Raw genomic sequence first — 25,288 nt, 5'->3', positions numbered from 1 at the left:
GCGGGCAGCAGCCGAACGGCCGGCCTCAGCCATAGGTGTCGCGGGGCCCTCGACCGCCGGTTCGGATGGACCCGTGCCGCCAGGACGGCGCCGTCGGGCCACGCACGACGATCCGGCGGACCACGTGTGGACCGAGCTCCCGGTGCAGGATGCCGAGGAGCTGCCGGGACAGCATGCGCAGCTGGGTCGCCCAGGCCGTCGACTCCGCGACAAGTTCCAGGTCTCCGTCGCGCAGGGACACCGGGGTGCAGTGGTCGGCGATGTCCGGCCCGACGATGGCATCCCATCGGGCCAGGACGTTCGCGTCGCTCGCCTGAGCCTTCCAGCCACGGGCCGCCAGCAGCCGGTTGATCGCCGTCCCGAAACCGACCGGTTCGCGCCATTCCCGGCCGGGCGGGGCGATGCCCGGCATCCGCGGTCGGCGGGGCACCTGGTCGTCCGACGGGTCGGCCCGCCGGGCACCGAGGCGGGTCCGAGAGCCCGGGCCCCACGGGCCGCCCGTCCCGGTGGCGCCGGTGGAGGCGTCCTCATCGGCCCACGTGCCGCCGTCGGCACCCGGCATCCCGCCACCGCGACCAGTGCCGGGCCCGGCCGGACCGGGCCCGGTCGGGTGGCGGGCGGTGTGGCCGGCGCCCCACCGTCCCCGCCCACGCTCCCGCGCGTCCCGTTTGACCTGGGCGAGAATCTCCCGAGCCAGGTCCGCTCCGTGGGCTGCGGTGCCGTCCGGCCCCTCGGTCTTCCCGCGGCGCCCGGCCCCTCCCCGGGACCGCCCGGATGCGGTGGATCCGGGCACGGTGGATCCGGGCACGGTGGGATGGTCCCGGGGGTCCGGGCGCTCAGTGGGCATGCTGGACCTCTCCTCCGGCGACGGCGTACCGCACCCCGGTCAGCTCTGTGGGAACGTCGGTTTCGACCGCGGCTGTGACCAGCACCTGCTCCGCGGAGGCGACGAGTTCCGCGAGCCGACCGCGGCGGCGCGTGTCCAATTCGGCGAAGACGTCGTCCAGGAGCAGGACCGGCTCGCGGTCATCGGCACGCAGCAGGTCGAACGAGGCCAGCTTGAGCGCGAGGGCGAGGGACCAGGACTCGCCGTGACTCGCGTAGCCACGGGCCGGGAGCCCGTTGATCGACAAGAGCAGATCGTCGCGGTGCGGACCGACCAGCGTCATCCCCCGTTCGACCTCCCGTGGCCGGGCGGCCTCCAGATCGGCGCGGATCGCCTCCGCCAGCATGGTCCGATCCGGTGCCGCCGGATCCGGCCGACCCGCGCCCGGCTGCTCTGGCTGGCCCGGTGGACCGGGTGGACCGGGTGGACCGGACGCATGCAAGATGTCCGGGAGGGTGACGCTGGAACGGTAGTCCAGCGCGGTAGCGGACTCGGCGCCGGCGACGGCCTCGTACGCCGCGGCCACGGCCGGCCGCAACGCGTCGACGAGTGCCAACCGCGCGGCCAGCACCTCGGCGCCATGCGCGGCCAGGTACCCGTCCCAGACATCGAGGGTGCGCAGATCTCCCTGCCCCCCAGCTCGCCGGGCCGTCCCGGCGGTGCGTAGCAGGGTCGATCGTTGTTTGAGGACCCGGTCGTAGTCGGCGAGGACCGCGGCCATCCTTGGGGTCCGGGCGATCAGCAGCTCGTCGAGGAACTGACGACGCTGCGCCGGATCCCCCTTCACCAGGGCCAGGTCCTCCGGGGCGAACAGCACGGTGCACAGCAGACCGACGATGTCACGCGGCCGGGCGACGGGAGCCCGGTTCAACCGGGCCCGGTTCGCCTTTCCCGGAACGATCTCGATCTCCACCAGCGCGGCCCGGTCACCCCGGACGATCCTGGCGCGGATGACCGCCCGAGACGCGCCGTCACGGACCAGCGGGGCGTCCCCGGCGACCCGGTGGCTGGCCAACGTGGCGACATAGCTGATCGCCTCGATCACGTTGGTCTTCCCCTGGCCGTTACCACCCACGAAGGTGGCCACTCCCGGACCCAGAGTCAGGTCAAGGGCCGGGTAGGAACGGAAGTCGACGAGGGACAGGTGCGTGAGGTGCACGTCACCCGTGCAGGCGGATCGGCATCAGCAGGTACCGGTAGTCGGGGACCTCGCCGTCGTCGTCGGCCTTCCCGGTCAGGATCGCCGGCTTGTTCGCCGCCACCGCCGGGTCCTCCGCGCTGGCGAAACCGATCCGTACGACGTCCGACTCCAGCGCCCCGAGTGCGTCGAGCAGGTACGACGGGTTGAACGCCACGGACAGCTCCGGTCCGTCGTAGGTCACCGGGAGGGTCTCCGTCGCCTGCGCCTCACCGCCCGTCCCGGCCTCCAGCACGAGGTGGTCCGGGGAGAACGTCAGCTGCACCGGTGCGGTCTTCGCGGCGACCAGCGCCACCCGTTTGACGGCCTCCTGCAACGAGGCGATCTCCAGCTGCGCGATCAACGGCGAACTGTCAGGCAACAGCTTGCGGTAGGGCGGGAAGCTTCCGTCGAGCAACCGGGTCGTCGTCTGCCGGGTCGAGCCGGCGAAACCGGCCAGCGTCTCGCCGGAGGGGCCGGTCCCGAGCGCGATGGATACCTCCACCCCCGAACCCGACAACGACTTCGCGGTGTCGAGCAGGGTGCGGGCCGGCACGAGAGCGACAGTGACCGGTGTGGGCGGGGGGCTGTCCACACCGGTCACGCCGTCCTCATCGGGCCCGGCGGCTGTCTCCGACGGCCGCCACTTCAACGTCCGCACGGCGAGCCGGTAACGGTCGGTCGCGGCGAGGGTGAGAGTGTCCCCCTCGATCTCGATACGGACCCCGGTGAGGACCGGCAGCGTGTCGTCACGACCGGCCGCGATCGCCACCTGTGAGACCGCCGCGGCGAACGCGGATCCCTCGATGTGCCCCGTGATCGGGGGCATGGCCGGAAGGGCGGGATAGTCGTCCACCGGCAGCATCGGCAACGCGAACCGAGCATTGCCACAAGTGATCACCAGGCGGGTGCCGTCGATGCCCAGATCGACCGGTGCCGCGGGCAGCGCCCGGGTGATCTCCGCGAGCAGTTTGCCGTTGACGAGCCCGCGCCCCTCCTCCGACACGGTCGCGTGCACCGTGCACTGGGCGGCCACCTCGTAGTCGTACGCGGCGATCTTGAGTATCGGTCCGGTCGCGTCGAGGAGCAGGCCCGAGAGCACCTGCAACTGGGTGGTCGGCCGGCTCGGCAACGTGCGTGCGGTCCAGGCGACCGCTTCGGTGAATTCGTCCCGTTCCACCCGGAACTTCATGGTTAGGCCTCCTGTCGTTCCCTCCGGTTGTTCGGAGTCACCCCGCAGGGAACACCGACCAGCATCTCAGAGTGCCAGCAGGCGCCGACGAGCGGTCGGCCGTGCCCCGGGCGCTTGCCCGGGGCCGAGTCGCGGCACGTAGGGCTCTCGGAGCCGCGCTCGAGCCGTTGTCCACACCCCCTAGTACTAAGAGCTTTTGATCATTCTTAGAAAGATCTAGTTGGTCGTAGTAGTAGGGGGTGTGGATACTGGGGATAACCTCTGTTTCTGCAGGTCAGAGGGGTTGTTGGCCGGTGCAAATCTTGTGGGTGGATCTGTGCATGCGCGCAGTGGTTATCCCCAGGCCCGATCTGCGTCCACAAGGACCACGTTGTCCCTCCACAGGCCATCCCCGAGTTGTCCACAGGCTGTCCACTGCCACTCCACCGTTCCGACCGCAGGCTGTCCACAACGTTTTCCACAAGCTGTGGGCGGAACCACCCCGTGGGCTCGGTGAGGTCGTCCCCGGTTGTCCCCAGCCGTCCGTGGTTGTCCGGGGTCGTTTGGGGAAGTCCTGCCCCGCGGCGTCCGGTTCCTGCGCCACGTGTGACACCCGGCGAGGCGTCACACCCCACCTTCGGGCGGCAGCCACCGGTCCGCGGGACGTTCCGGCCGGGGGGAGGTAGGAGGAACCGTGCTGCCCGGCGGTGGTGCTGCCCGGCGGTGGTGGGCGGCGGTGGGCAGTGGGCAGTGGCGCTAGGCCTGCCGGGCCTGCAGACGGATGCGGTTTGTCAGTTCGGTGACCTGGTTGTAGATCGCGCGCCGTTCCGCCATCAGACCGCGGATCTTGCGATCGGCATGCATGACCGTCGTATGATCCCGACCCCCGAAGTGCTGGCCGATCTTCGGTAGCGACAGGTCGGTCAGCTCCCGGCACAGGTACATCGCGATCTGACGGGCGGTGACCAGCACGCGGCTACGTGAGGTGCCGCACAGGTCCTCCATCGAGACGCCGAAGTACGCCGCCGTCGCGTTCATGATGGCGGCGGCCGTGATGTCGGGATTGCCGGCATCGGGGATGAGATCACGCAGCACGATCTCGGCGAGCGTGCGGTCGACGTGGGACTTGTTCAGGCTCGCGAAGGCCGCGACCCGGATCAGCGCCCCCTCCAGCTCACGGATGTTGCGCTCGATGTGCGTGGCGATGTACTCGAGGACATCCGGGGGTACCGGCAGGCGCTCCGTAGCCGCCTTCTTCGACAGGATGGCGATGCGCGTCTCGAGGTCGGGCGGGGTGATGTCGGTCATCAGCCCCCACTCGAAGCGGCTGCGCAGCCGGTCCTCCAGGGCCGAGAGTTGCTTGGGCGAGCGGTCGGAGCTGATCACGATCTGCTTCTCGCCGTCGTGCAGGACGTTGAAGGTGTGGAAGAACTCCTCCTGCGTCCGTTCCTTGTTCTCCAGGAACTGGATGTCGTCAACGAGCAGGACATCGATGTCACGGTAGCGCCGCTGGAACGCCTGCTGGCGGTCGTCCCGGATCGAGTTGATGAAGTCGTTGGTGAACTCCTCGGAGCTCACGTACTTCACCCGCATGTTCGGGTAGAGCTTGAGTGCGTAGTGACCGATCGCGTGCAGAAGGTGAGTCTTGCCGAGCCCGGAGTCCCCGTAGATGAAAAGCGGGTTGTAGGCCTTCGCGGGTGCCTCGGCGACGGCCACCGCTGCCGCGTGGGGGAACCGGTTGCTGTCGCCGATGACGAACGTCTCGAAAATGTAGCGGGGGTTCAGCCGGGCCTGGGCCGGTTCGGTCTCGTGCGGCGCCGCATCGCGTCCGAGACCCGCGCTGACCCGTACCGGTGGTGTTCCCTCGGTGGCGTCGGGGAAGGGCAGTTCGCCGTTCACCAGTGCCGCCGGCGCCGGCGGCACTGGTGCCGGTGCCGGCGCCGGCACCGGCACCGCCGACGAGCCCGGGCTCGTCGGCGGCACCGGGGCTGCGGCGGCGCCGGTCGATCCTGATCCGCTACCCGCGTTCAACGCCGAACCGGAGGCGGGGCCCGAGCCCTGGCCGGGTGTGGTGTCGCCCCTGGCATCCACCGGCCGTACGATCCGGATCGGTCCGCTCATTGGTTCCGGATCGGGCAGGTGTTCGACGGTGACCGCGACCCTGATCTCCCGCCCATAGGCTGTGGACAACGCTGTGGACAAGAAGGGGCGCAGGCGCGAGTCGAGGAGATCCTTGGTGAACTCGTTCGGCGCGGCCAGCAGAGCCGTGTCCTGGACGAGCCCGAGGGGGCGGGTCAGCCGCAGCCAGGCACGCTGCTGGGCGGACAGCGTGCCGTCGGCGACCCCGGCGACGGCCTGGCTCCACACCGCGGCCAGGTCCGGGTCACCCGAAGGCTCGTCCCCGAACGGCAGACCGGCGACGGAGTCGGCGCGGAGGTTGGACACGGGGGCTCCTCGGGCAGTTCGGTACGGTTTGCGGGTGGTGCTGCTCCCCGCGTGCTGGAGGTGCGCCGCGGCTGATGCGGCTGGTGATGTGGTCCCCGGCCACCGAGCGACCGAGGGGCCTCGTCGCGATGGTTCTCCACATCGTCGTCCACAACCTGTGCATGGACACGACACGGCATGCGGCGTGGCGCAACCGGCTCGTTCCCGGGGATGAACCTGTATTAGTGAGGTCATTCGAATCCGCTTCAGGTCCCCCCGTTCCGCCCTGGCCCCTCCGCCGACCGCCCTCTCCACAGGCGTTTTCCACAGGTCAGGGTGCACCGAGCCGGTCGTTCTCACCGAACGCGGGCATACCTGACGCCGTCTGGTGCCCGCCCCGAGTGAGACGTTGCCACCAGGATCGTAAGGCGCGGCCCGAGCCGCCGTGCCGGGGCCGGAACGTATCCGCGGTGGCCGCGCCGCGTCCCTGCCCCATCGTCGGCGGCACCGAGGGCCCGCCACGGCAGTGTGGCATTCCACGGCCGCCGGACGGATGCCGGCCCGCCGCGGCCGCGGTGCGCTCGCACCTTGACCTCCGGTGTGGTGCCGTCGTGTCCGGGTTGCCCTGGCGGCGACCGGGTGATGACCGAATGATGGTGGTGCGGCCAGCGGCGGCCGGCGGCCGGCGGGCCCGGAGCCGCCGGCCGCCGAAGGCCCCCTGCCCGGCAGCGATCCCTCGCCGCCGGACCGTCCGAGGCACCGCCCTGTGTAGGCTAGGCCGAACCGCGGTGTTAGACCGCTTCGTTTGTCGTGGGATCTGCTTGTCAGGACCGTGTGGTGCGGCCCACTCTCCCTCGGCGGCGAAGATCACCGCCCGCGTCCATCTTGCAGACGGAGTTCTCACGTGAGTAAGCGCACCTTCCAGCCGAACAACCGTCGGCGGGCCCGCACGCACGGGTTCCGACTGCGCATGCGGACTCGCGCGGGCCGCGCGATCCTGTCCGCCCGCCGTCGTAAGGGCCGCAGCGAGCTCTCCGCCTGACGGCGGGTTCCCGCTGGTCCTGCTGGTACCCCCGCCGGTCATGCTTCCTGAGGGCTCTCGCGTCCGAACCCGGGACGAACATGCCCGGGTGGGGACCATGGGTCGGCGAACCCGATCCGGTCCGCTTGTTGTCCACAGCCTGTGGACAACAAGCGACGATCCGGCGCGGGCCGGCTTCGTGGTCGGCCGCCGGGTGGGGAAGGCGGTCGTGCGTAACAGGGTGCGGCGCCGGTTGCGGGAACAGGTACGGGTTCGGCTGGACACGCTCGCGCCAGGGACGATGCTGGTCGTGCGTGCGCTGCCCGATGCGGCGACGGCGAGCTCCGCGGAGCTCGGCCGTGCGCTGGACACCGCGCTCACCAGGGTGGCCCGGCCGGCGGGTGCCAGGCGCCCGGATGGGCGTGGACGATGACCGCCGGGACGGTGCTGGTCGTGCTGCTGGCCACGGCGGCCGTCGTCGACCTCCTGCTGGCCTCCCGGATGGTGTGGCGCCGCCTGCCGCGGGTCGCCCGCAACGCCGACGGCGCGGTACGCGGTCCCCTATCCTGGACCTTTGCCGGGCTCGTGCGGCTCTACCGAGCCGGCTGGTCGGCCCGCAACGCCGGCCTGTGCCGGTTCGAGCCATCCTGTAGCGCCTACGCGCTGGCCGCGGTGCGGCGCCACGGGGGTGTGCGTGGCGGTGTCCTCGCCGTCGCCCGGTTGCTGCGCTGCCAACCGCTCGCGGCAGGCGGCTACGACCCCGTGCCGGGAACGGATCCGGGTCCGGGAATCGTTCGGAGACCCAGGGGCGCGACGGCCGACCCCGGCGGGCCTCCCGACGGTCGGAGCGCGGGCGATCCGGCCGTCGCCGTACCGCCCGTCCACAGGCATGGTCCCCCGTCTCCCAGTCAGGGGATGCGGGCCGAGATCGTCGGTTCCGGTCGTGGACCGTGGGTGTGAGGAGTCAGACCGTTGTTGGATCCCCTATACCACCTCGCGGCGAACGCGATCGTCTTCTTTCACCGGGGATTTGCGCCGATCTTTGGTGCTGACAGTTTCTTCTCCTGGGCCTTTTCGGTCGTCCTGCTGGTCGTCTGCGTCCGTATTCTGATCTTCCCGCTGTTCGTCAAGCAGGTGAAGTCGCAGCGGACGATGCAGATGATGCAGCCCCGGATCAAGGAGATCCGGGAGAAGCATGGGCACGACAAACCCCGCATGCAGCAGGAGATGATGGCGCTGCAGCGGGAGCACGGAAACCCGCTCCTCGGCTGCCTCCCGATCTTCCTCCAGATCCCGCTGTTCATCTCGCTGTTCCACGTGTTCACCCACCTGGCGCCGATGAACGAGGGTCCGAACCACTCGCTGGTCTGGCGTCCCCGGGTCGGGCTCTCCGCAGACCAGGTGGAGCAGATCGCCTCGGCCAAGGTGTTCGGCATCTCGCTGGCGAGCAAGTTCACCTCCGATGGCGATTTCTCGCACTTCCTCGGCGTCGACAGCACGCACGTCAGGATTCTCGCGATCGTCCTGATCGTGCTGATGGGTCTTACGACCTTCCTCACGCAGCGCCAGATCATGGCCCGCACCGGGCCGCTCGACCCGCAGCAGGCGATGGTGCAGAAGGCGCTGCTCTATGGCTCCCCGCTGATGCTCGCCTTCTTTGGTTTCCGTTTCCCGATCGCTGTGCTGCTGTACTGGCTCACCACCAACCTGTGGAGCATGGGCCAGCAGTTCTTCATCATGAAGAAGATGCCGCCGATCAAGCCCGCGGATGCGAACGGCCGGCTGCCCGGTGCCCGTCCGGCCGCCGGCGGTGCCGTCACCCCCGCTCGGCCGGCTCCCGGTGTCCGAGCCGGGGCGAAGTCGAAGAACCGCCCCCGGTCCGCCTCGGTGACCCCGACCAAGGGCGGCGATTCCGGTGCCGCGGCGGCCGGTCGGACGTCCTCGACGGCTCCCCCCGGCACCCGGTCCCGTAACGGCACCTCGACCGCGAGCCGTACCACGACGACCCCGAAAGCGGCGACGACCCCGAAGAGCGGTAAGGCGGGGGCGCCGGGCGGTCCCGGGGCCAACGGCGTCTCGGGCGGTGGCGTCTCGGACAACGGCGTCTCGGACAACGGCGTCGCCGCTACCACGGCCGCATCCACGGGGCGCAGCGCGGAGGCGAAGACCAGCGCGGCGGGCCGCAGGAACGCCCCGGGCAAGAATGCCGGGCAGAGCGCGGCGAGCGGGCCGACGGCGCCCTCCGACGGGGAGAGCACGCCCCGGCCGGCACCCGTACCCGCCGGAGTGCGGCGCCAGGTCGGCGGCTCCCGACCCGCGAAACGGCGCGGCAAGAGCAAGCGGCCCGGTGGGCGGCGTTGATCCGGGAGACGCCGTTCCCGACCGACCGGCAGGCAGGCTGCCGACCCGATTTCGTCATCGAGTGGCGGCATCCCGTAATCTCTGCTCCGCTGTCCCCGTTCCCCTGGAGAGTCGCTGATGACCGGTTCGGCACCTGAACTGGCTGTGGATGGAGCCGGAGCCTCCGACGAGCACGCTTCCTCGGACGAGACCGCCGGCACGGAGGATCGGCGTCTGTCCGATCTCGAGTTGGAAGGCGAGATCGCCGCCGACTACATCGAGGGTCTGCTCGACATCGTCGACATGGACGGTGACCTCGACCTCGACGTCGAGAGCGGCCGCGCCGTCGTCGCCGTGGTGGGCGAGGGGCTGGACAAGCTCATCGGGGCGGGCGGCGAGACGCTGGAGGCGTTGCAGGAACTGACCAGGCTCGCGGTGCTCCAGAAGACGGGCACCCGCAGCCGTCTCATGCTCGACGTCGGCGGCCATCGCGCCCGGCGGCGGGTCGAGCTACGCAAGATCGCGATCGCCGCGGCGTCGCGTGCCATCACGCGCGGTGAGCCGGAGAAGCTGGCTCCCATGACGCCGTTCGAGCGCAAGGTGGTGCACGACACCGTCGCCGGGATCGACGGCGTGCACAGCGAGTCCGAGGGCGAGGAACCCGGCCGCCGGGTAGTCATCCTTCTCGGCTGACCGGCGCCGACCGATGGCGGGTCGGCGCCGGCCGACGCGTTCCCTCGTGCTGGCCGCCGCCGTGGGTGTCGGCTTGGCGGCCGTGCTCGGCGTTCTGCATGCCTATCTGACCAGACCCTTCTGGTACGACGAGATCTGGCGCGCCCACTTCGTCAGCGAACCGGCGTCCTCGTTCTGGCCGGAGCTGACCGTCGCCAACACCCCCTCGGCGCTGGGTTGGTTCGGCCTGACCCGGGTGGCCGGCGAGCTCCTCGGCTGGCACAGCTGGTCGCTCCGGCTTCCCGGGTATCTTGCCGTGCCCTTGCTCGGTGCCGCGATCGTCCTGCTCACCCGCCGTTTCACCGGCCTGGTCGCGGCGGTGTTCGCCACGTGCTGGCTGTGCCTGAACGTGACCTTCTTGGATCTCGCGACCCAACTCAAGCCGTATTCCGTCGAGGCGCTGGCCGCTGTCTGCATCGTCCTCGCCTGGTCGACCGGATCATCTCCGCGGCCCTCGCTGTCCCCGTGGCCTGCACCTGTCACCGGCGGGTTCTCCCGTGCCCGGCTCCTGCGACGCACCGCGGCGGGCCTGTTGGCCCTGACCGCCGTGCCCGGGATCTTTCTGGTGCTGCCGTTGGCGACCGCGGAGGTATGGCGCGGTCCGGCGCGGCGCTGGCGACTGGTGGAATGCCTGCCCGCGGTCGCCATCAGCGTGGCACACACCGTGTTCTTCATCGGGCACCAGTCCAGTCAGCGTCGCGGCGACTACTGGGATCGCCAGTTCATTGCCGGTCGTGGGCCGGTCGAGGCCGTACGCTTCATCGTCGATCAGATGCGAGCCTTCATTACCGGTATGCCGCCCGGCATCGACCGGTTCGACCCGAGCCTCATCCATGCGACGGTGCCCGGGGGACCGGTTGTCTCGGTGCTGCTCGCCGTGGCGGTGTCGATCGCCGGCCTGACCGGCGTCCTCGTGCTGGCGCGACGACCGGACGGCAGGCTGCTCCTCACCGCGCTCGGCGGAGCCCAGGTGCTGATGCTGGGAGCGAGCGCCGCGCGGTACTGGCCGTTCGGGCCGACCCGGACCAACCTCTTCGTCGTGCCACTGATCGTCGTTGTGATCGTGGTGGGCACCCGGCGGCTGGTGGCCCTGTTCGTGGCGGCGGTGCGACCTCGTATCCCCGCCGCCGGGCCTCAGCCGGCCGTACCGGCACCGATGGCCGCGACCCCGACCCTCCCTACCGGAGGAACCGTAACCAAGCGGTCACGATTGGATGTTTCCGGTGTCTCGCCGACGTCGAGCGCCAGCGCGAACACGATTTCTCCGACCGCCGTGCTGCCGTTGGCCGGCCTCGCAATGATCATCTTGCTTGGTGTCCCGCTCCTGGGAACCTCGCTGTCGGGAAGCGGGCAGCTCTGGGATCATCGGCACCGGACTCGTGGCCTCGATCGGATGGTCGACGCGGCCATCGCGGCCCGGCAGCTGCACCGCCCGGGAGACCTGGTGGTGGTCGGGGGTCGCCTCGCCCGGCCTGGCTGGCTGTACGCGATGGAGGCGAGTGACGACCCGGCGCGTGAGCCGGCAGCTCTCCCCAGCGCCGGCGCCGGGCGGGTACCGGCCCGGGTACCACGGCAGGACACGATCTTCTTCGGCGCTGCGGGTACCTCCCTGGTCGGCGAGCTGGCGAACCGCCGGGTCCCGCCGACCCGGCTGCTCGTCTTCCTCTTCGACGCGGAGCGCCCGGCGCTCGCGCCCGACCTGGCCGCGCTGCCCCGGGCGGGGTGGTGCGCCGGCCGTGGCTGGCAGTTCCCCCTCACCGGAACGCTGACCGTCTTCGATCGCTGCGCCGGCGCCGCCCCGCGACTCGATCGGCCGCGGCGGACCGTGGTGTCCTACCGGACGACCTGACATCCGTCCCCGGGCCGGAACCGTGCCTCCCGCGGGGGGGGGGGGGGGTGGCGGCGGGAGCATGTCGAGGCCGGCGGGGATGCTTGTCGGGTGCGCGGTCTTCTGACTTCCTCGTCCTGTCCAGCCTTCTGGTCCTGTCCGGCCTTCTCGTCCTGTCCGGCCGGGTCCACGGATCCGGTCTTCCACCCACCCGCTGCCGGCGGTCACCTGGTGATGCCCACGGTCCCAACCCGGCTCGGCTCGATGCTGTGGCCGGTCGAGGTGACGCAGGCGGCCCGGCCGGCGCGGGCTGGTCGCACGGCACGGCGGAGGATCCGGCCATGACGGGTCTCCCGGATGCCCCCGAGGTGCCCCCCGTCGCGGTGGAGATTTTCGGCACGCGGACCGAATCCGCGGCGCGCTACGTCGAGTTGCTGGCGACCGACGGGGTCGAACGCGGGCTGATCGGTCCGCGTGAGACTGACCGGCTCTGGGACCGCCACGTACTCAACTGCGCGGTCCTGGCCGACGTGGTCCCGGTGCAGGCCGATGTCGTGGACGTCGGCAGCGGCGCGGGGCTGCCGGGTATCCCGCTGGCGCTCGCCCGCCCGGATCTGCGGGTGGTGCTGCTCGAGCCGATGGAACGCCGGTGCCGATTCCTGCACGAGGTTGTGGCGACCATAGGCCTGGAGGACCAGATTTCTGTGGTACGTGGCCGCGCGCCAGATGCCGGAATCGGCCCGGACGGTCGTAGATTCGGGATAGCCGTAGCCCGCGCGGTCGCTCCCCTGGAGCGGCTGGGCGCAATCCTCTTTCCGATGCTACGACCAGGTGGTGTCATGCTGGCGATGCGCGGTTCACGGATCCTGGAGGAACTGCAGGACGCGCGCAGCGGTCTCGGAACTCAGGGTTGGCATCCCGTGGATGTCGTGAGGTGCGGGGAGGGGCGGGTGGAGGAACCCGCCCGTGTCCTCCGGGCCGTACGTTCATCCCAGCGCACCCGGGCCGAGAGCAGGGGAGGGCGCGGCGACGGTGAGCGGCACGATGGCAGACAGGTCAGACGGACGTCACGGGATTCACTCCGATCACGGGAGGTCGGTCGTGACCAGCCGACACGTGGACAGTCTCGTTCCACGTGAAACAGCGTCGGCGGGCCAGGGTGGGACCAGGAGTGGGGGCTTGCGGGGCTATGACTCCGCGCTCCCCGCACTGGACCTGCTCGATCCCTCGACCCCGATCGGAGCGGCGGCGGCAGCAGCAGTGGAAGCACTGGCGGTAGAACGACGACAACCATTCCCTCGCCCCACCCGGCGGCGCATCATCTCGGTCGCCAACCAGAAGGGCGGTGTGGGGAAGACGACGACGACGGTCAACCTGGCGGCGGCGCTGGCATCTCATGGCTCCCGGGTCCTGGTGATCGATCTTGACCCGCAGGGCAATGCCTCGACGGCGCTCGGCGTCAACCATCACTCCGGGGTCCCCTCGATCTACGAGGTTCTGGTGGGGGATCGGCCCCTCGACGAGGTCATCGTGAAGTCCGCCGAGGCGTCGGGGCTGTTCTGCGCGCCCGCAACGATCGATCTTGCCGGCGCGGAGATCGAGCTGGTGTCGCTGGTGGCGCGGGAGAATCGGCTTCGGCGGGCCATCGCGAGCATGCAACGGGACGTCGACTATGTTTTCATCGACTGCCCGCCCTCTCTTGGGCTGCTGACCGTCAACGCCCTCGTGGCCGCCCGTGAGCTGCTCATCCCGATCCAGTGCGAGTACTACGCGCTGGAGGGCCTCGGCATGTTGCTGCGCAACGTGGAACTGGTGCAGGCGCACCTGAACCAGGAGCTGCGTCTGTCGACCATCCTGCTCACGATGTACGACTCCCGGACCAGACTGGCCGACCAGGTCGTCCATGAGGTCAAGGAACACTTCGGGGACCGGGTGCTGTCCACTACCATCCCCCGGAACGTGCGTCTGGCGGAGGCGCCGAGCTATGGGCAGTCCGCGCTGACGTACGATCCGACGTCGCGCGGCTCGCTGTCCTATCTGGCCGCGGCGCGCGAACTCGCGGAACGGGGTCGGGACTCGAATGGAGCGGCGTGATGAGTGCTCGGCGCAGTGGTCTGGGGCGAGGGCTGGGGGCACTCATCCCGGTTGCTCCTCCTCCCCTCGACGGTCAGGCGGGCACCGCCTCGGCTGACTACGCTGACTACGCCGACTACGCCAGTGGCTACGGCGGCCGGGGGACGAATCGCGGCTCCGGCGACGGCACCGGGCCGCTGCCCGTACACGGGGCGACCTTCCGCGAGATCCCCGTCGAGTCGGTCAGCCCGAACCCGCGCCAGCCCAGGACTCACTTCGATGAGGACGCCCTCGAAGAGCTGGCGGCGAGCCTCCGCGAGGTCGGGCTGCTCCAGCCGATCGTGGTACGCGAGGTGGCCCCCGAGCGCTACGAGCTCGTCATGGGTGAACGCCGGTGGCGTGCATCGAAGATCGCCAAGCTTCCCCGGATTCCCGCCATCGTGCGGGAGACCGCGGACGACGCCATGCTGCGCGACGCGCTGCTGGAGAACCTCCACCGCCAGCAGCTCAACCCGCTGGAGGAGGCTGCGGCGTACGAACAGCTGCTCCGCGACTTCGGGGCGACGCACGAGGAACTGGCCAGTCGGCTCGGGCGGTCCCGGTCGCATGTCACCAACATGATCCGGCTGCTCGGGCTCTCGCCCGCGGTACAAAGGCGGGTGGCGGCCGGCGTGCTGTCGGCGGGTCATGCCCGCGCGCTGCTCTCGCTACAGGATCCGGACGCCCAGGACCGGCTCGCCACCCGCATCGTCGCGGAAGGTCTCTCGGTGCGGGCCGTCGAGGAGATCGTGGCACTGGACGACGAGGCCCCGCGTAAGCGGGCGTCGCGGGCACCAGGGGCCGCCTCACCGGCCCTGGTGAGGCTCGCCGACCGCCTCTCGGATCGCTTCGAGACCCGCGTGAAGGTGGACATGGGCCGCAGTAAGGGGAAGATCACGGTCGAGTTCGCCTCGATCGAGGATCTGGAGCGGATCGTCGCCGTGATGTCGCCGTCGGCCTCGGTCGACGGCTTGTTGGACTAGGCGTCCGGCTCGGGGTTCGCTCGGGGCTCTCTGGGCTTCTTGAGCCGGACGCGGATCGCGCGGTCCCAGGGCTGTGCCGGACTCCCCCGGGTGGCCGCGCGCATGTCTGCCGATGGCCCGCCGAGTGCCGGGCCATCGCCGTGCTCAGGGCAGATCGCCGTGCTCAGGGCAGATCGCCGTGCTCAGGGCAGATCGCCGTGCTCAGGGCAGATCGCCGTGCTCAGGCCAGATCGCCGTGCTCAGGCCAGATTGCCGGCCTGGCTGACCTTGCGCAGCATGCCCTCCGGCGTCATCGATCCCAGCAGACGTTCCAGGGCGACCTCGACGTCCTCTCGCCAGCTCACCGCGTTCTTCACCTCTAGCCGCAGCCGCGGCCATCGATGATGGGGCCGGACCGTCTTGAAACCGACCGCGAGGAGATAGTCGGCGGGCAGGATGCAGCGGGTACCCGAGTTCTGGAGGTCACCGAACGCTTCCACCGCCTTGAAGCCGCGGCGGATGACGTCCTTGGCGACGGACTGGACGAGGATCCGCCCCAGCCCCTGTCCGGTGAACTCATTGACGATCGACGCTGTCATGAGCAGCACCGCGTCCGGTGAGACCGGGCTGGTGGGAAAGGCCACCGATCGAGGCACGTAGGCCGGCGGAGCGAACATCACGAATCCGGCCGGGACGTTGTCGATATAGGCGATCTTTCCGCAACTTCCCCATTCCAGGAGAGCCAGGGAAACCCACGCCTCCTTCTCGAGGTCGGTGCCGCCGGCCTCCTCCGCGCGGCTCCGGGCCACCGGATCGAGCTCCCAGAAGACGCAGCGGCGGCAGGGTAGAGGGAGATCGTCGATGTTGTCCAGGGTGATGTTCGCGATGCGACGGCTCATCGAAAAGGCGCTCCATGGGTCGGCTACCGGGCCTCCGGCCGCCGAGGTCAACGTCGACGGATGCGGAGGCTGTCACGGAATCAGCCTAGGCTGCCGAGCATGAATCTTCCCCATCGACGCACCGGCCTCGTTTCACGTGAAACGTCAGCCTTGTCGATGGAACGCCTTGGTGGCCGGTCAGGTGCGGCTGGCGAGGCGGGGGACGTGAAGCTGGCCCGTCGGCGCGTCCTGCTCGGGTGGGAGAAAGAGTCGTTGGGCTGCGGCGAGCACCGCCTCGGCGACGGTTGCCCGGAATGCGGTGGAGCCAAGGGCCTTGGCGTCATGTTCGTTTGTCAGATATCCGAGGTCGAGCCGTACGGCCGGCATCCGGGTCCGCCGAAGCAGGCTCCAGACCTTCGGATGGGTGCGGCAGTCCAGCATGTCGGTCCGGGAGACGATCTCACGGTGGACGAGCTGGGCGAAGCGCTCACCCACGGCGGACGACCCGCGCGCGTTGCCGTAGTAGTAGGCCGACACCCCCTGGGCGCGCGGGGATGGACTGCTGTCGGCGTGCAGCGAGATCAGGAGATCCGCTTCGAGCTCGTTCGCCCGCGCGGCCCGCTCCTCCTCGCTGGGGGACTCGTCCAGGCCGTGGATGAGGTGCGCCCGCAGGCCCGAGTCGAGTAGCCGCGTGGACATCCGAGCGGCGAGGTCGGCCATGAGATCCCGTTCGCACAGGTTGCCGCGGACGATGCCCGGATCGTCGCCACCGTGGCCGGGATCGATGGCGACGACGACTCCGAGCAGCGAGGAGCCGTGGGCCAACAGCCGGACGGACTCCCGCAGCATGTCGGGCCGGCCACCAGTGACCGTGCGCTGCAGGCGTTTGAGCTCGCGCAGGGTGTGTGGCCCGCATTGGCCGTCCGGATCGAGACCCCGGTTGCGCTGGAAGTCGCGGACCGCGGACTCGGTGCGTGGCCCGAAGATCCCATCCGTGCGGCCGACGTCGAAACCCATGTTGAACAGGCGTTCCTGGAGCGCCGCCACGTCATCGCCGACAAAAGGGTACGCGGGGCTGTGGTAGAGCAGACGGTCGCCGAGCTTGTGGCGTGCCTCCTCCAAGGCACGCGCCGTGTCCGGACCGAGTATCCCGTCGGCGGACAGCCCCCGGCTCTGCTGAAAGGCGCGCAGCGCGTTGTCGAGATCTCGGTCGAACCGATCGGCCGGCTCGGCCGGCTCGGCCGGAACACCGCCGAGAGTACCGTCGACAGCCGGGACCCGCGTGCCCTGGGACGGTTCCGCGGCGGAGGTAACACCTCTATCCGGGGCGCTCTTATCCGGAGCGCTCTTACCTGGGTCACCCTTACCTGGGCCGGCCGGATCCCGGCTCTGCCGGGGCGTCACGGGAAGAAAACCAAGATAGGTCAGGGCCGCCCGAACCTCGGCAACGGCGGAACCTTGGTCTCCCAGACGCAGCAGCTTCACCGATGCATACCTTTCAGCTCGCCTGCCCAATGTGCCCCTGGCGAAACCCGGTGCCCCTGGCGAAACCCGATGGTCGGGGCCACCGCGTCGACGAATGATGCGCCGACGGCCGATTGCTGAATCTCAAGCCTAGGGCATGCCCGTGCGGTCTCGACCGGCCGCGAACCGAATCCTCCAGTATTGACCGTGCGTGACCGGGCCGCCGTGATACTCCCCCGATGCTCGTGACGGCGGGAGAAAGTTCCCGGTCCGCACGTGGTATCCGGTTGTCGTGGGCGAACCGGCGCGGACCGGTCCGGGAACGACGTCGGCCCGCCGGGATCACACCCGGCGGGCCGACGGTGGAACGACCGCGTGACGAGATCAGATGTAGACCGAGAGGTCACGCAGCAGGGCGGCCTTCGGCTTCGCGCCGACGATGCTCTTGTCGATCACGCCCTTGACGAACACAGCCATGGTCGGGATCGACATGATCTGGTAGTTCCGGGCGGTCTCCGGGTTCTCGTCGATGTTCAGCTTGACGACCCGGAGCTTCTCGCCATGCTCCTTGGCGATCTCCTCCAAGACGGGTGCGACCATCTTGCAAGGGCCGCACCACTCGGCCCAGAAGTCCACCAGGACCGGCTTGTCGCTCTCCAGCACCTCGGTCACGAAGGTGCTGTCGGTCACGGGGGTGGTGGAACCTGCCATGTTGTTCTCCCTGATGGATGATCTTTTGGTGGACGGGTAGGCGATCAACAGGCCGGTGGTGGCCCGCGGACGGCGCCCGAACGGCCTTCGGACAGCCGGGTCGGGCGGGCCTGCTCCGGCGCCGCCTGATCGGCCGCCCGGACAGATGCCCGGATCAGGCGGGTTGCGGCGTCGGGGTCACGACCCGGGGAGCCACGGTGGTCACCTCGCCCGGACCCTCCCCGGCGGCGATGAAGCGCTCCGCGTCGAGCGCGGCGGCGCAGCCCGTGCCGGCTGCGGTGATGGCCTGGCGGTAGGTGTGGTCGACCACGTCGCCACAGGCGAAGACCCCGTCCAGGTTCGTCTTCGTGGTCGGGTGCGCGACCGAGATGTAGCCGGCGTCGTCGAGGTCGAGCTGACCACGGACGAGTTCGGTACGCGGAAGGTGACCGATAGCGACGAACAGTCCGGTGACCGGAAGATCCTTCGCTTCACCGGTGACGGTGTCGCGCAGCCGGACGCCGGTGAGCTTGTCCGCGCCCAGGAGCTCGGTGACCTCGGCGTTCCACCGGAACCGGATCTTCTCGTTGGCGAAGGCCCGCTCCTGCATGATCGCGCTGGCCCGGAGTTTGTCCCGCCGGTGGATCACCGTCACCGAGCGGGCGAAGCGGGTCAGGAAGGTCGCCTCCTCCATCGCCGAGTCGCCCCCGCCAACCACCGCGATGTCCTGATCCCGGAAGAAGAAGCCGTCGCAGGTCGCACAGGCGGAGACCCCGCGGCCGAGCAACCGCTCCTCGTGCTCGACGCCGAGCATGCGGTAGGCCGAACCGGTGGCGACGATGATCGTGCGGGCGAGGTAGGTCCTGTCCTCGATCTTGACGACCTTTGGGTTCGCCGCGAGGTCGAGCTCGGTCACGTCGTCGGCCACCAGCTCGGCTCCGAACCGCTCCGCCTGCCGTCGCAGGTTCTCCATCAGCTCCGGACCCTGGATGCCGTCCGGAAACCCAGGAAAGTTCTCCACCTCGGTGGTGTTCATGAGCGCTCCGCCGGCCGATACCGCGCCCTCGAACACGAGTGGCCGTAGGTTGGCCCGGGCGGTGTAGACAGCGGCCGTGTACCCTGCCGGGCCCGAACCGACGATGACGACATCGCGTATGTCGTCATCGCCGTCGGGCTGGCTGCTGCGGCCGGTGACATCCTGGCCGTCCTCCTGGGCTGTCACACCCGCTCCTTTCACGCTACGGGATCCCTGTGAGCCGGGTGGGCCCTCGCCGGTACCTGTCGCCCCGGCTTCATCCGAGTTCCTCGTTCATCGGTCCGTCCATGGAGACGGTGTCCGACAGCGACAACCGTCTCCGCGGGCATCTGATTCCATCCGCGCCCGCCACCGGTGCGCGCCACGGCTGGGCTCCCGGCCCCGCGATGCGTCAACCACCACCTCAATGCCGCAGCGTGGACACGCTGTACCACGGCGCGGTGGAGACGGTGGTGACGCCGCAGTGGGCGTCGACGACCAGCACCCTGGCCACCGCCGGTTGCATGGGCACGGAGAGCACGATCAACAGCGCCGGCTGGTCGTTGTAGACGACGCGGTCGACAGCGAGGATTGTGCCACCCGTCTGCGCCGTCAGGCTCTGGTAGCACGGACGCAGGTCAGGGGTGTCCAGCACCGAGCGCAACCGGTCGACGTCCACCGTCGCAGGGGTCGTCGTGCGGCCGGCCGCCGCGGGCGCGGACGGCACGAGCGGCAGCGCCGCGGACCCTGGGATCCGGCCGGCCAGCAGTTCCCGGCCGTGCCGCACGACGTCCGAGGGAGCGACGCTCGTCTGCGAGAGCGCCATCACGGTAAGGGGAACGGAGCTGGCGGAGCCGTATTCGGCCACCACCGAGCCGCCGGCCGGGCCGGAGCTGTCCACGGGGTTGGACGCCGCCACCCTGTGATCGACGTTGGCGCTCCGCAGACCGTGGTACACGAAGATCGCCGCTCCGAAGGTGATGAAGGCGATGCAGACCGCCACGATGGACACCCAGTCCCGTCGGGGGCGCGCACCCGGCGTACCTGGAGTACCCGGCGTACCTGGAGTACCCGGACGGCTCCGCGGATCCCGGTGCCAGGCCGGCTGACGGTCTGTGAGCCCAGCCCCCGCCTGACCTCGGCCGGGTCGCCTTGGCCCGTTGCCACTCGCCGCCCGCCCACCGGTGCCAGCGCCTACGGCACCGGCACGCCCCGTGTCATCCCCCGTATCGGTGTGGACGGCCTCGGTATCCCCCATGAGGGGTTCCGTGCCGGTGACCCCGGCGGCTCCCGCGGTGCCGACGAAGCCGGAGCTCGCGGGCCCCGGACCGGTCGGCGCGGCCGGGTTCCGGCCCGGTCCCGGCCGAGAGGGAGCAGGTGCGTGGGCCGCCAGCGCAGCCTGGAGGCGTTCGGCCACCTCGCCGGGCATCGTCAGGGTCGCCAGGCGGGAGAGGTCCGTACGGACCCTGCGCAGGGCGACCATCGACTCCTGGCATGAGACGCAGCCCTCGATATGCTCGCGGACGGAGCGGGGGAGCGGCTCTCCGTCCGTGAAGGCGTCCAGCAGCTCGGCGTCCGGGTGATGCCCGTGCGTGCGCAAGCGGCGACCCGCCGGGAAGGGACCGGAGGGAGCCGCCGGTTGACGTCGGTCCCCCGCAGGCTCAGTCGCCATTGCTGATCACCTCCTTCGGCAGATCCGGATGGCGTCGGCCGCGCCCGCGGGGCCGCGGCCGACGGGCCGACCTCGGGTAACGGGCTGCCGCCCCGGTGAGCCCGCCGCATCCTGGTGTCTTCCTTCTGAGACGGTGGGCGAAGCCGCCGGGTTCCCTGGCCGGGGGGATCCAGCAGGACGGCGAGCTGCGCGCGGCCGCGCGAGCGCCGGCTTTTCACCGTCCCGACCGGAACTCCCGGCAGCCCCGCCGCCTCGGCGACGGGTCCCCTGCCACGTCCACCAGCGCCACGGCGGTCCGCAACCCGGGCGTCAGCCAGTCAAGCGCCTCCTCGACGCCCAGGGGCGGGTCATGCTCGGCGACGCACTCGCCGGGATCGGCCGGATCACGAATATGGCCTTTCGGGGTAGTCGTCATGGGCAGCGTCGGGCGGGCGGTACGGCGGCGCGGTCCAGCTCGGCGTCGGGGGCGGTCACCAGGACCTCGGCGGGTGGACCGCGACTCCTACTGTCCTCCCGTCAGGACCGGAACGTGATCTCCGCGATCGACCCGCGGTACTGCCCGGCGTTCGACGGCAGCGAGGTCAGCCACAGCACCCAGTACTGCGAGGGGTTCACGTCCGACGACATCGGCAGGACCACCGTGCCGCTGGCGCCTGACTTCTGGGCGACCACGCGGTCGAAGCCGTCGAGCGAATCCGACAGCCTGTCGCCGCTGCGCAGCTCGAACGACACCGGACCCAGGCTGCCGACCGTCACGGTGACCGAGGTGGGCAGGATCTTCTGCGGAAACGCCATGCGCAGCCCGACACCCGACTTGAGGTTGCCGAACGTCGCGCTGGTGTAGTTGCTCGTCGTCCACTCCGTCGACGTGTTCCCGTCGAATGCCTTGCCGACATCCGCCGGTTTCTCGGTTTTGGGTTCACCCGCAGGTGCGAGCGGGTCGAAGGAGTCCGTGCTGCTCGGCTTGAGGATGGTTCCGGTGGGGGTTGCCGGCACCGTGGTCGAGGTGCCGGGTTTGGGGGTGTTGTTCTTTCCGCCGTCGTCACGCAGGGCGATCACGGCGACCACCGCGATCGCGACGACCACCACCAGAGCGATCCACGGCACGGCCCGTCCCAGCGACGGCCCGCCGCGGCGCTTCGGGCCGGAACCAGGCGGGTAGCGGTCGGATCCCGCCGGGTAACCGCCACCCCCGGCGGGATAGCCGCGGTCGTTGTATCCGCCGCGGTCGTCGTATCCGCCGCGGTCGTCGTATCCGCCGCGGTCGTCGTATCCGCCGCGGCCGTCGTATCCGCCGCGGCCGTAGCCGGTCCCGCCAGCGCGCGACCCGCGGGGGCCTTCCACCCGGGTGTCGTACCGGGCGTACCGGGCGTCCCGGGCCTGGGCGGGGCCGGGGTAGCCGGCCGTGTCGGCATAGCGGCCCTGCGCCGGGTAATTCCCCGGCGCGAGGTAGTCCGAGGAGGCGAAGGCGTCCACATCCATCGCCTCGGTGCTGGGCGGGGCGTCGCTTAGGCTCATCAACCCGGTGTCGAGCACGGCGTCCACCGGGTTGATCGACTCCAGCTCCTCGACCAGGTCGGCCGCCGTGGTGATGGGCGCTCCGACCCGGTCGTCGCCGAGGGTGGCCATGGTGATGGCGTCGAGATCACGCGGAACTGACGAGGCGACCTGTCGGGGAGTCCGCAGCCGGCCGCCCGAGGTGGGTGCGGTGGGCAGACCGTGGTCCCCGCCAAGGGGCCAGTAACCGGTGAGCCCGGCATACAGCAGGCCACCGAGCGCCCGGACGTCGGCCGCGGCGATCAGGTCGGGATTCACCGCCGTGGCGTCGGAGCCGCCGCCCGCGCGGTCGGCCGTGCCTGGGCCGGAACCGTCGTCCCCGCCGATCCCACTCTGGTCGGGCTGCCTGCCGTGCCCGTCGAGCTCCGTCGCGGGGAGGGAACCGTCGAGTTCCGCGAGCACCCCGCCGATCTCCAGGTCGATGACCTTGACGGTGCCGTGGCTGGAGACGATGACGTCACCGGGGTTCAGGTCACCGTGATGGATGCCGCGCTCGTGTGCCGCGGCGATGACTCGGGCCGCTGCGAGCACCACGGCGCCGGCCTGCTCCGGGCGTAGCGGCCCGTCGGTGGAAAGCTGACGCAGCGTTTTGCCGTCCACCCATTCCGAGACGACGTAGGAGATGCGTCGGGACTCGGCCGTGGTAGTGGTGGCGTCGTAGGTCGAGGCGGCCCCGGGATGCACCAGCCGACCGGAGTTGATCGCCGCGGTGAGAAGCCGACGGGCCGCCTGCTCCTGCGCCGGATCCGTGACCGGCCCGCCGCCGCCCGCGGACGCGGGGCCGTGCTCGACGATGCGCACCGCCACCGGTCGGGCGAGCACCTTGTCGTCGCCTCGCCAGAGGGTGACGGGCCCACGGGTCGTCAATGCGGAGAGTAGACGGTAGCGGCGGTCGAGCACGGACTCGGCGAGGATGGCGGTGCCGGAGGGCGGCGTCGCACCCCGGACTCCGGGCGCGTTCGGGTTCACGTCGTTATCGACGTCCCCGGCCTGCGGTCGGTTGCTTCCGTCGACCACAGCGCCTCCGTCGTCCACGGGCCCGGCGTCCATAATCCGCCGTCGGCTTCCCTACCTCACCCGGGCAGGGGTTCCGCCCAGCGTGCCGCCACCGTAGGCGGACACCCGGGTACCCTCCGTCGCTCTGACCAGCCGCCTCGATGAACGAAGCGACGAGCGGGAGGCTGCGCCTGGTTCACCGGCGACGTTGGGTGGGGCCCGCGCACAGCGTGTCCAGTGTACGAGGAGGTCAGGAGGATCTCGCGAATGTCTTGGGACAACCCGCCCATGTGTACCGACTGTGACGATCGGCGAGCCGATTCTTCCGGTGACGTGCGAGGATGCCCCGAGAGCAACGACGACGAGGATCTTCCTGGTGCCGGCGGGATCGTCTCGGCTGGCCCGTAGGTGCCATCACCGCCGGTCAGTCGCGTTGCGATGACCGTCCCGGCGGTCGGGGCAGCCGGCCGCCGAGTCGTCCGTTCACCTCCGCCAGCAGGGCGTTGATCTCGTGTATCCCCGTCCGGGTGCCGACCGCGAGGAAGAGCCCGCCTCCCACGGCCGCGGCGAGCACCACCGCGATCCCGGAACCAAGCCACCCCTCACCCACGACCGCGCGGACACCTCGGGCGAGAAGCGACGCGAGGACGGCGCCGATCCCGGCCGAGATCGCAACCCGGGTGATGACCCGCACGGTGCGATTGCCATCGATTCCCCCGAGCCGCCGGTGCAACAGGGCGCTCGTCGCAGCGAGGCCCATCAGGTAGGCGGTGGCGAAGGAGAGCGCCAGCGCGACGGCCCGGTGCTCCTCGGGCACGACCACGGTGAGGACCAGGGCACCGATGACGTTCACCGCCACGACCCCGATGTTGACCAGGGCCGGGGTGCGACTGTCCTGGTAGGCGTAGAACACCCGTAGCTGCACCTGGAACAGAGAGAACGGCACGAGGGCCAGGGCGAAGGCGCTGAGGGTGTCGCCGATGTCCACAGCGTCGCCGTAGCCGGTCGCGCCGTGATGGAACACGGCGACGGCGATCGGCCGGCCCAGGGCGAGGATGAACAGGGCGGCGGGCACGATCGCGGTGATCGTGATCCGGGTTGCCATCGAGATGTCGGCCCGCACCAGGTCGCTGCGCCCCTGGGCGGCGTGCCCGCTCATCCTCGGCAACAGCGCGGTGATGACCGAGACGCCGATGATGGCGTACGGGAGCTGGAAGATCTGGTATCCGTACGTGTAGATCGTGTAGGCGGTCGTCGCCGTCGACAGGTTGACGATCACCAGATAGCCGGCCTGGCTGATCACGACGAACAGCAGCGTCCACCCCGCCAGCCGGGCCGTCGAGCGCAGTTCGGGATGCCGCATGTCCAACCGCGGCCGGTAGTGGAAACCGACCTTGCGCAGCGAGGGGAGCAGTGCGAGGGTCATGACGACGACGCCCAGCGTCGTCCCGGCGCAGAGCACCGTCACCTGAGTGTCGGTGATGGCCTTCGGCCCGTCCACACCCGGCGGGCGCGGCCCCGCGATGAAATAGGTGAAGCCCAGACAGGTGACGATGACCAGCAGGTTGTTCAGGATCGGGGCGAACATGGGCGCGGTGAACGACTGTCTGACGTTGAGGATCGCCCCGATCGTCGCGCCTACCCCGTAGAAGACGATCTGCGGCAGGAACCACCGCAGCATCGTGGCGGCGAGCGCCCGCTCGTCGGAGCCGGCGTGCAGGTAGAGACTGATGATCCACGGGGCGATCAGCATGCCCACTGCCACGACGGCCCCGAGGCCGAGGATCATGAGTGTGAGCAGCGACGACGCGAACGCGTCCCCCCCGTCGGGATCCTCCTTCGCGGTGCGGACCATGACCGGCACCACGACGCTCGTGAGGACGCCGCCGAGGAGCAGGTCGTAGAGGATGTTCGGCGTGGTGTTGGCGACGTTGTAGGCCTGGCTCACCGCACCGGTCCCGATCGCCGCGGCGATCGCGACGGTCCGCAGGAACCCGGATGCCCGGGAGACGATCGTGCCGATCGCCATGGTTCCACTGGCCCGGCCGAGGCCGGGCCCGGCCTCGGCCGGGCTGCCGGCCTGCATGGTTGCGCTGCCGCGCCGCGCCGTTGTGCTGTCGCGCCGCGCCGTTGTGCTGCCGTGCGGCGCCGTGCCGGTGTCTCGTCGGGCCGGTTCGGGGGGGATGCGGCGGACGTTGCTGCGAGGAAGTGCCACCGTCGGCCTGGACTCGCTCAAGGACGGCCGACGGCGCTCGTCGCCGTCCCGACGGGAACGGTCGGCTCGGGTGCGTCGCTCCGGACGCGCCGCAGGCTCTGGGCGGTCTGGGGTGTCCCGCCATGAGGATCGTCCGATGGGGATGACA

Annotated in this window: 21 protein-coding genes; 9 read left to right on the top strand and 12 right to left on the bottom strand. The window is 70.3% G+C overall.

The annotated features are described in order from the left end of the window. Positions 1-25: 25 nt before the first annotated feature. The 4 genes from BMG523DRAFT_RS12185 to dnaA form a co-directional block, all read right to left on the bottom strand. Positions 26-847 (bottom strand): DUF721 domain-containing protein, encoded by an 822-nt coding sequence (locus tag BMG523DRAFT_RS12185; protein WP_011434481.1) that lies wholly within the window; start codon positions 845-847, stop codon positions 26-28. Next, positions 837-2,045, bottom strand: coding sequence for a DNA replication/repair protein RecF (gene recF / locus BMG523DRAFT_RS12180; protein ID WP_043591206.1), 1,209 nt, complete (start codon positions 2,043-2,045; stop codon positions 837-839). The genes BMG523DRAFT_RS12185 and recF overlap by 11 nt, the downstream gene beginning before the upstream one ends. A gap of 1 nt (position 2,046) precedes the next feature. Continuing rightward, complete coding sequence (gene dnaN / locus BMG523DRAFT_RS12175; protein ID WP_043591203.1) at positions 2,047-3,255, bottom strand: DNA polymerase III subunit beta; 1,209 nt, start codon at positions 3,253-3,255, stop codon at positions 2,047-2,049. Positions 3,256-3,990: 735 nt separating this feature from the next. After that, positions 3,991-5,679, bottom strand: a complete 1,689-nt coding sequence (dnaA, locus tag BMG523DRAFT_RS12170; protein WP_043591202.1) for a chromosomal replication initiator protein DnaA — start codon at positions 5,677-5,679, stop codon at positions 3,991-3,993. Positions 5,680-6,562: 883 nt separating this feature from the next. On the opposite strand from dnaA, the gene rpmH reads away from it, so the two are divergent. The 9 genes from rpmH to BMG523DRAFT_RS12130 all read left to right on the top strand — a co-directional run bounded on the left by rpmH (position 6,563) and on the right by BMG523DRAFT_RS12130 (position 14,674). Next, positions 6,563-6,700 carry a 50S ribosomal protein L34 gene (rpmH, locus tag BMG523DRAFT_RS23090; protein ID WP_011438902.1) on the top strand — a complete coding sequence of 46 codons (138 nt, stop codon included), beginning with the start codon at positions 6,563-6,565 and terminating at the stop codon, positions 6,698-6,700. 40 nt (positions 6,701-6,740) lie between these two features. Next, positions 6,741-7,112: a ribonuclease P protein component gene (rnpA, locus tag BMG523DRAFT_RS12165; RefSeq protein ID WP_041258073.1), complete on the top strand. Its 372-nt coding sequence runs from the start codon at positions 6,741-6,743 to the stop codon at positions 7,110-7,112. Continuing rightward, positions 7,109-7,639, top strand: coding sequence for a membrane protein insertion efficiency factor YidD (gene yidD, locus BMG523DRAFT_RS12160; RefSeq protein WP_011438900.1), 531 nt, complete (start codon positions 7,109-7,111; stop codon positions 7,637-7,639). The genes rnpA and yidD overlap by 4 nt, the downstream gene beginning before the upstream one ends. Positions 7,640-7,651: 12 nt before the next feature. After that, on the top strand, positions 7,652-9,040 hold the full coding sequence (yidC, locus tag BMG523DRAFT_RS12155; protein WP_011438899.1) for a membrane protein insertase YidC: 1,389 nt from the start codon (positions 7,652-7,654) through the stop codon (positions 9,038-9,040). Between the two features lie 117 nt (positions 9,041-9,157). After that, positions 9,158-9,712: a R3H domain-containing nucleic acid-binding protein gene (locus BMG523DRAFT_RS12150; protein WP_011438898.1), complete on the top strand. Its 555-nt coding sequence runs from the start codon at positions 9,158-9,160 to the stop codon at positions 9,710-9,712. Positions 9,713-9,725: 13 nt separating this feature from the next. Beyond that, the gene (locus BMG523DRAFT_RS12145) at positions 9,726-11,600 is read left to right on the top strand and encodes a hypothetical protein (protein WP_011438897.1); all 1,875 of its coding nucleotides are present in this window, start codon (positions 9,726-9,728) and stop codon (positions 11,598-11,600) included. 320 nt (positions 11,601-11,920) lie between these two features. Continuing rightward, positions 11,921-12,718, top strand: a complete 798-nt coding sequence (rsmG, locus tag BMG523DRAFT_RS12140; RefSeq protein ID WP_043591214.1) for a 16S rRNA (guanine(527)-N(7))-methyltransferase RsmG — start codon at positions 11,921-11,923, stop codon at positions 12,716-12,718. Continuing rightward, positions 12,681-13,673, top strand: a complete 993-nt coding sequence (locus BMG523DRAFT_RS12135; protein ID WP_011438895.1) for a ParA family protein — start codon at positions 12,681-12,683, stop codon at positions 13,671-13,673. The genes rsmG and BMG523DRAFT_RS12135 overlap by 38 nt, the downstream gene beginning before the upstream one ends. Beyond that, positions 13,673-14,674: a ParB/RepB/Spo0J family partition protein gene (locus BMG523DRAFT_RS12130; RefSeq protein ID WP_011438894.1), complete on the top strand. Its 1,002-nt coding sequence runs from the start codon at positions 13,673-13,675 to the stop codon at positions 14,672-14,674. Before BMG523DRAFT_RS12135 ends, BMG523DRAFT_RS12130 begins: the two co-directional genes overlap by 1 nt. A 239-nt stretch (positions 14,675-14,913) precedes the next feature. On the opposite strand, the gene BMG523DRAFT_RS12125 is transcribed toward BMG523DRAFT_RS12130, so the two are convergent. The 8 genes from BMG523DRAFT_RS12125 to murJ form a co-directional block, all read right to left on the bottom strand. Then, on the bottom strand, positions 14,914-15,552 hold the full coding sequence (locus BMG523DRAFT_RS12125; protein ID WP_011438893.1) for a GNAT family N-acetyltransferase: 639 nt from the start codon (positions 15,550-15,552) through the stop codon (positions 14,914-14,916). A 177-nt stretch (positions 15,553-15,729) separates the two neighbouring features. After that, the gene (locus BMG523DRAFT_RS12120) at positions 15,730-17,016 is read right to left on the bottom strand and encodes an N-acetylmuramoyl-L-alanine amidase (protein WP_023839959.1); all 1,287 of its coding nucleotides are present in this window, start codon (positions 17,014-17,016) and stop codon (positions 15,730-15,732) included. Positions 17,017-17,379: 363 nt separating this feature from the next. Next, on the bottom strand, positions 17,380-17,706 hold the full coding sequence (gene trxA / locus BMG523DRAFT_RS12115) for a thioredoxin (RefSeq protein WP_011438891.1): 327 nt from the start codon (positions 17,704-17,706) through the stop codon (positions 17,380-17,382). A 154-nt stretch (positions 17,707-17,860) separates the two neighbouring features. Then, on the bottom strand, positions 17,861-18,907 hold the full coding sequence (trxB, locus tag BMG523DRAFT_RS12110) for a thioredoxin-disulfide reductase (RefSeq protein WP_011438890.1): 1,047 nt from the start codon (positions 18,905-18,907) through the stop codon (positions 17,861-17,863). Between the two features lie 217 nt (positions 18,908-19,124). Beyond that, a complete protein-coding gene (locus tag BMG523DRAFT_RS26475; RefSeq protein ID WP_052154510.1) occupies positions 19,125-19,712 on the bottom strand; it encodes a hypothetical protein in 588 nt (195 codons plus the stop codon). Positions 19,713-20,586: 874 nt separating this feature from the next. Then, positions 20,587-20,787: a hypothetical protein gene (locus tag BMG523DRAFT_RS24500; RefSeq protein ID WP_023839961.1), complete on the bottom strand. Its 201-nt coding sequence runs from the start codon at positions 20,785-20,787 to the stop codon at positions 20,587-20,589. A 101-nt stretch (positions 20,788-20,888) separates the two neighbouring features. Further along, on the bottom strand, positions 20,889-22,946 hold the full coding sequence (locus BMG523DRAFT_RS12100; protein ID WP_043591212.1) for a protein kinase family protein: 2,058 nt from the start codon (positions 22,944-22,946) through the stop codon (positions 20,889-20,891). A 403-nt stretch (positions 22,947-23,349) separates the two neighbouring features. After that, the gene (gene murJ, locus BMG523DRAFT_RS12095) at positions 23,350-25,140 is read right to left on the bottom strand and encodes a murein biosynthesis integral membrane protein MurJ (RefSeq protein ID WP_236707267.1); all 1,791 of its coding nucleotides are present in this window, start codon (positions 25,138-25,140) and stop codon (positions 23,350-23,352) included. Between the last annotated feature and the right edge of the window lie 148 nt (positions 25,141-25,288).

The organism is Frankia sp. BMG5.23 (assembly GCF_000685765.2).
GTDB classification, from domain to species: Bacteria; Actinomycetota; Actinomycetes; order Frankiales; family Frankiaceae; genus Frankia; species Frankia casuarinae.
Note: the sequence above shows the minus strand (reverse complement) of the source record. Positions and strands in the feature narration are given on the sequence as shown.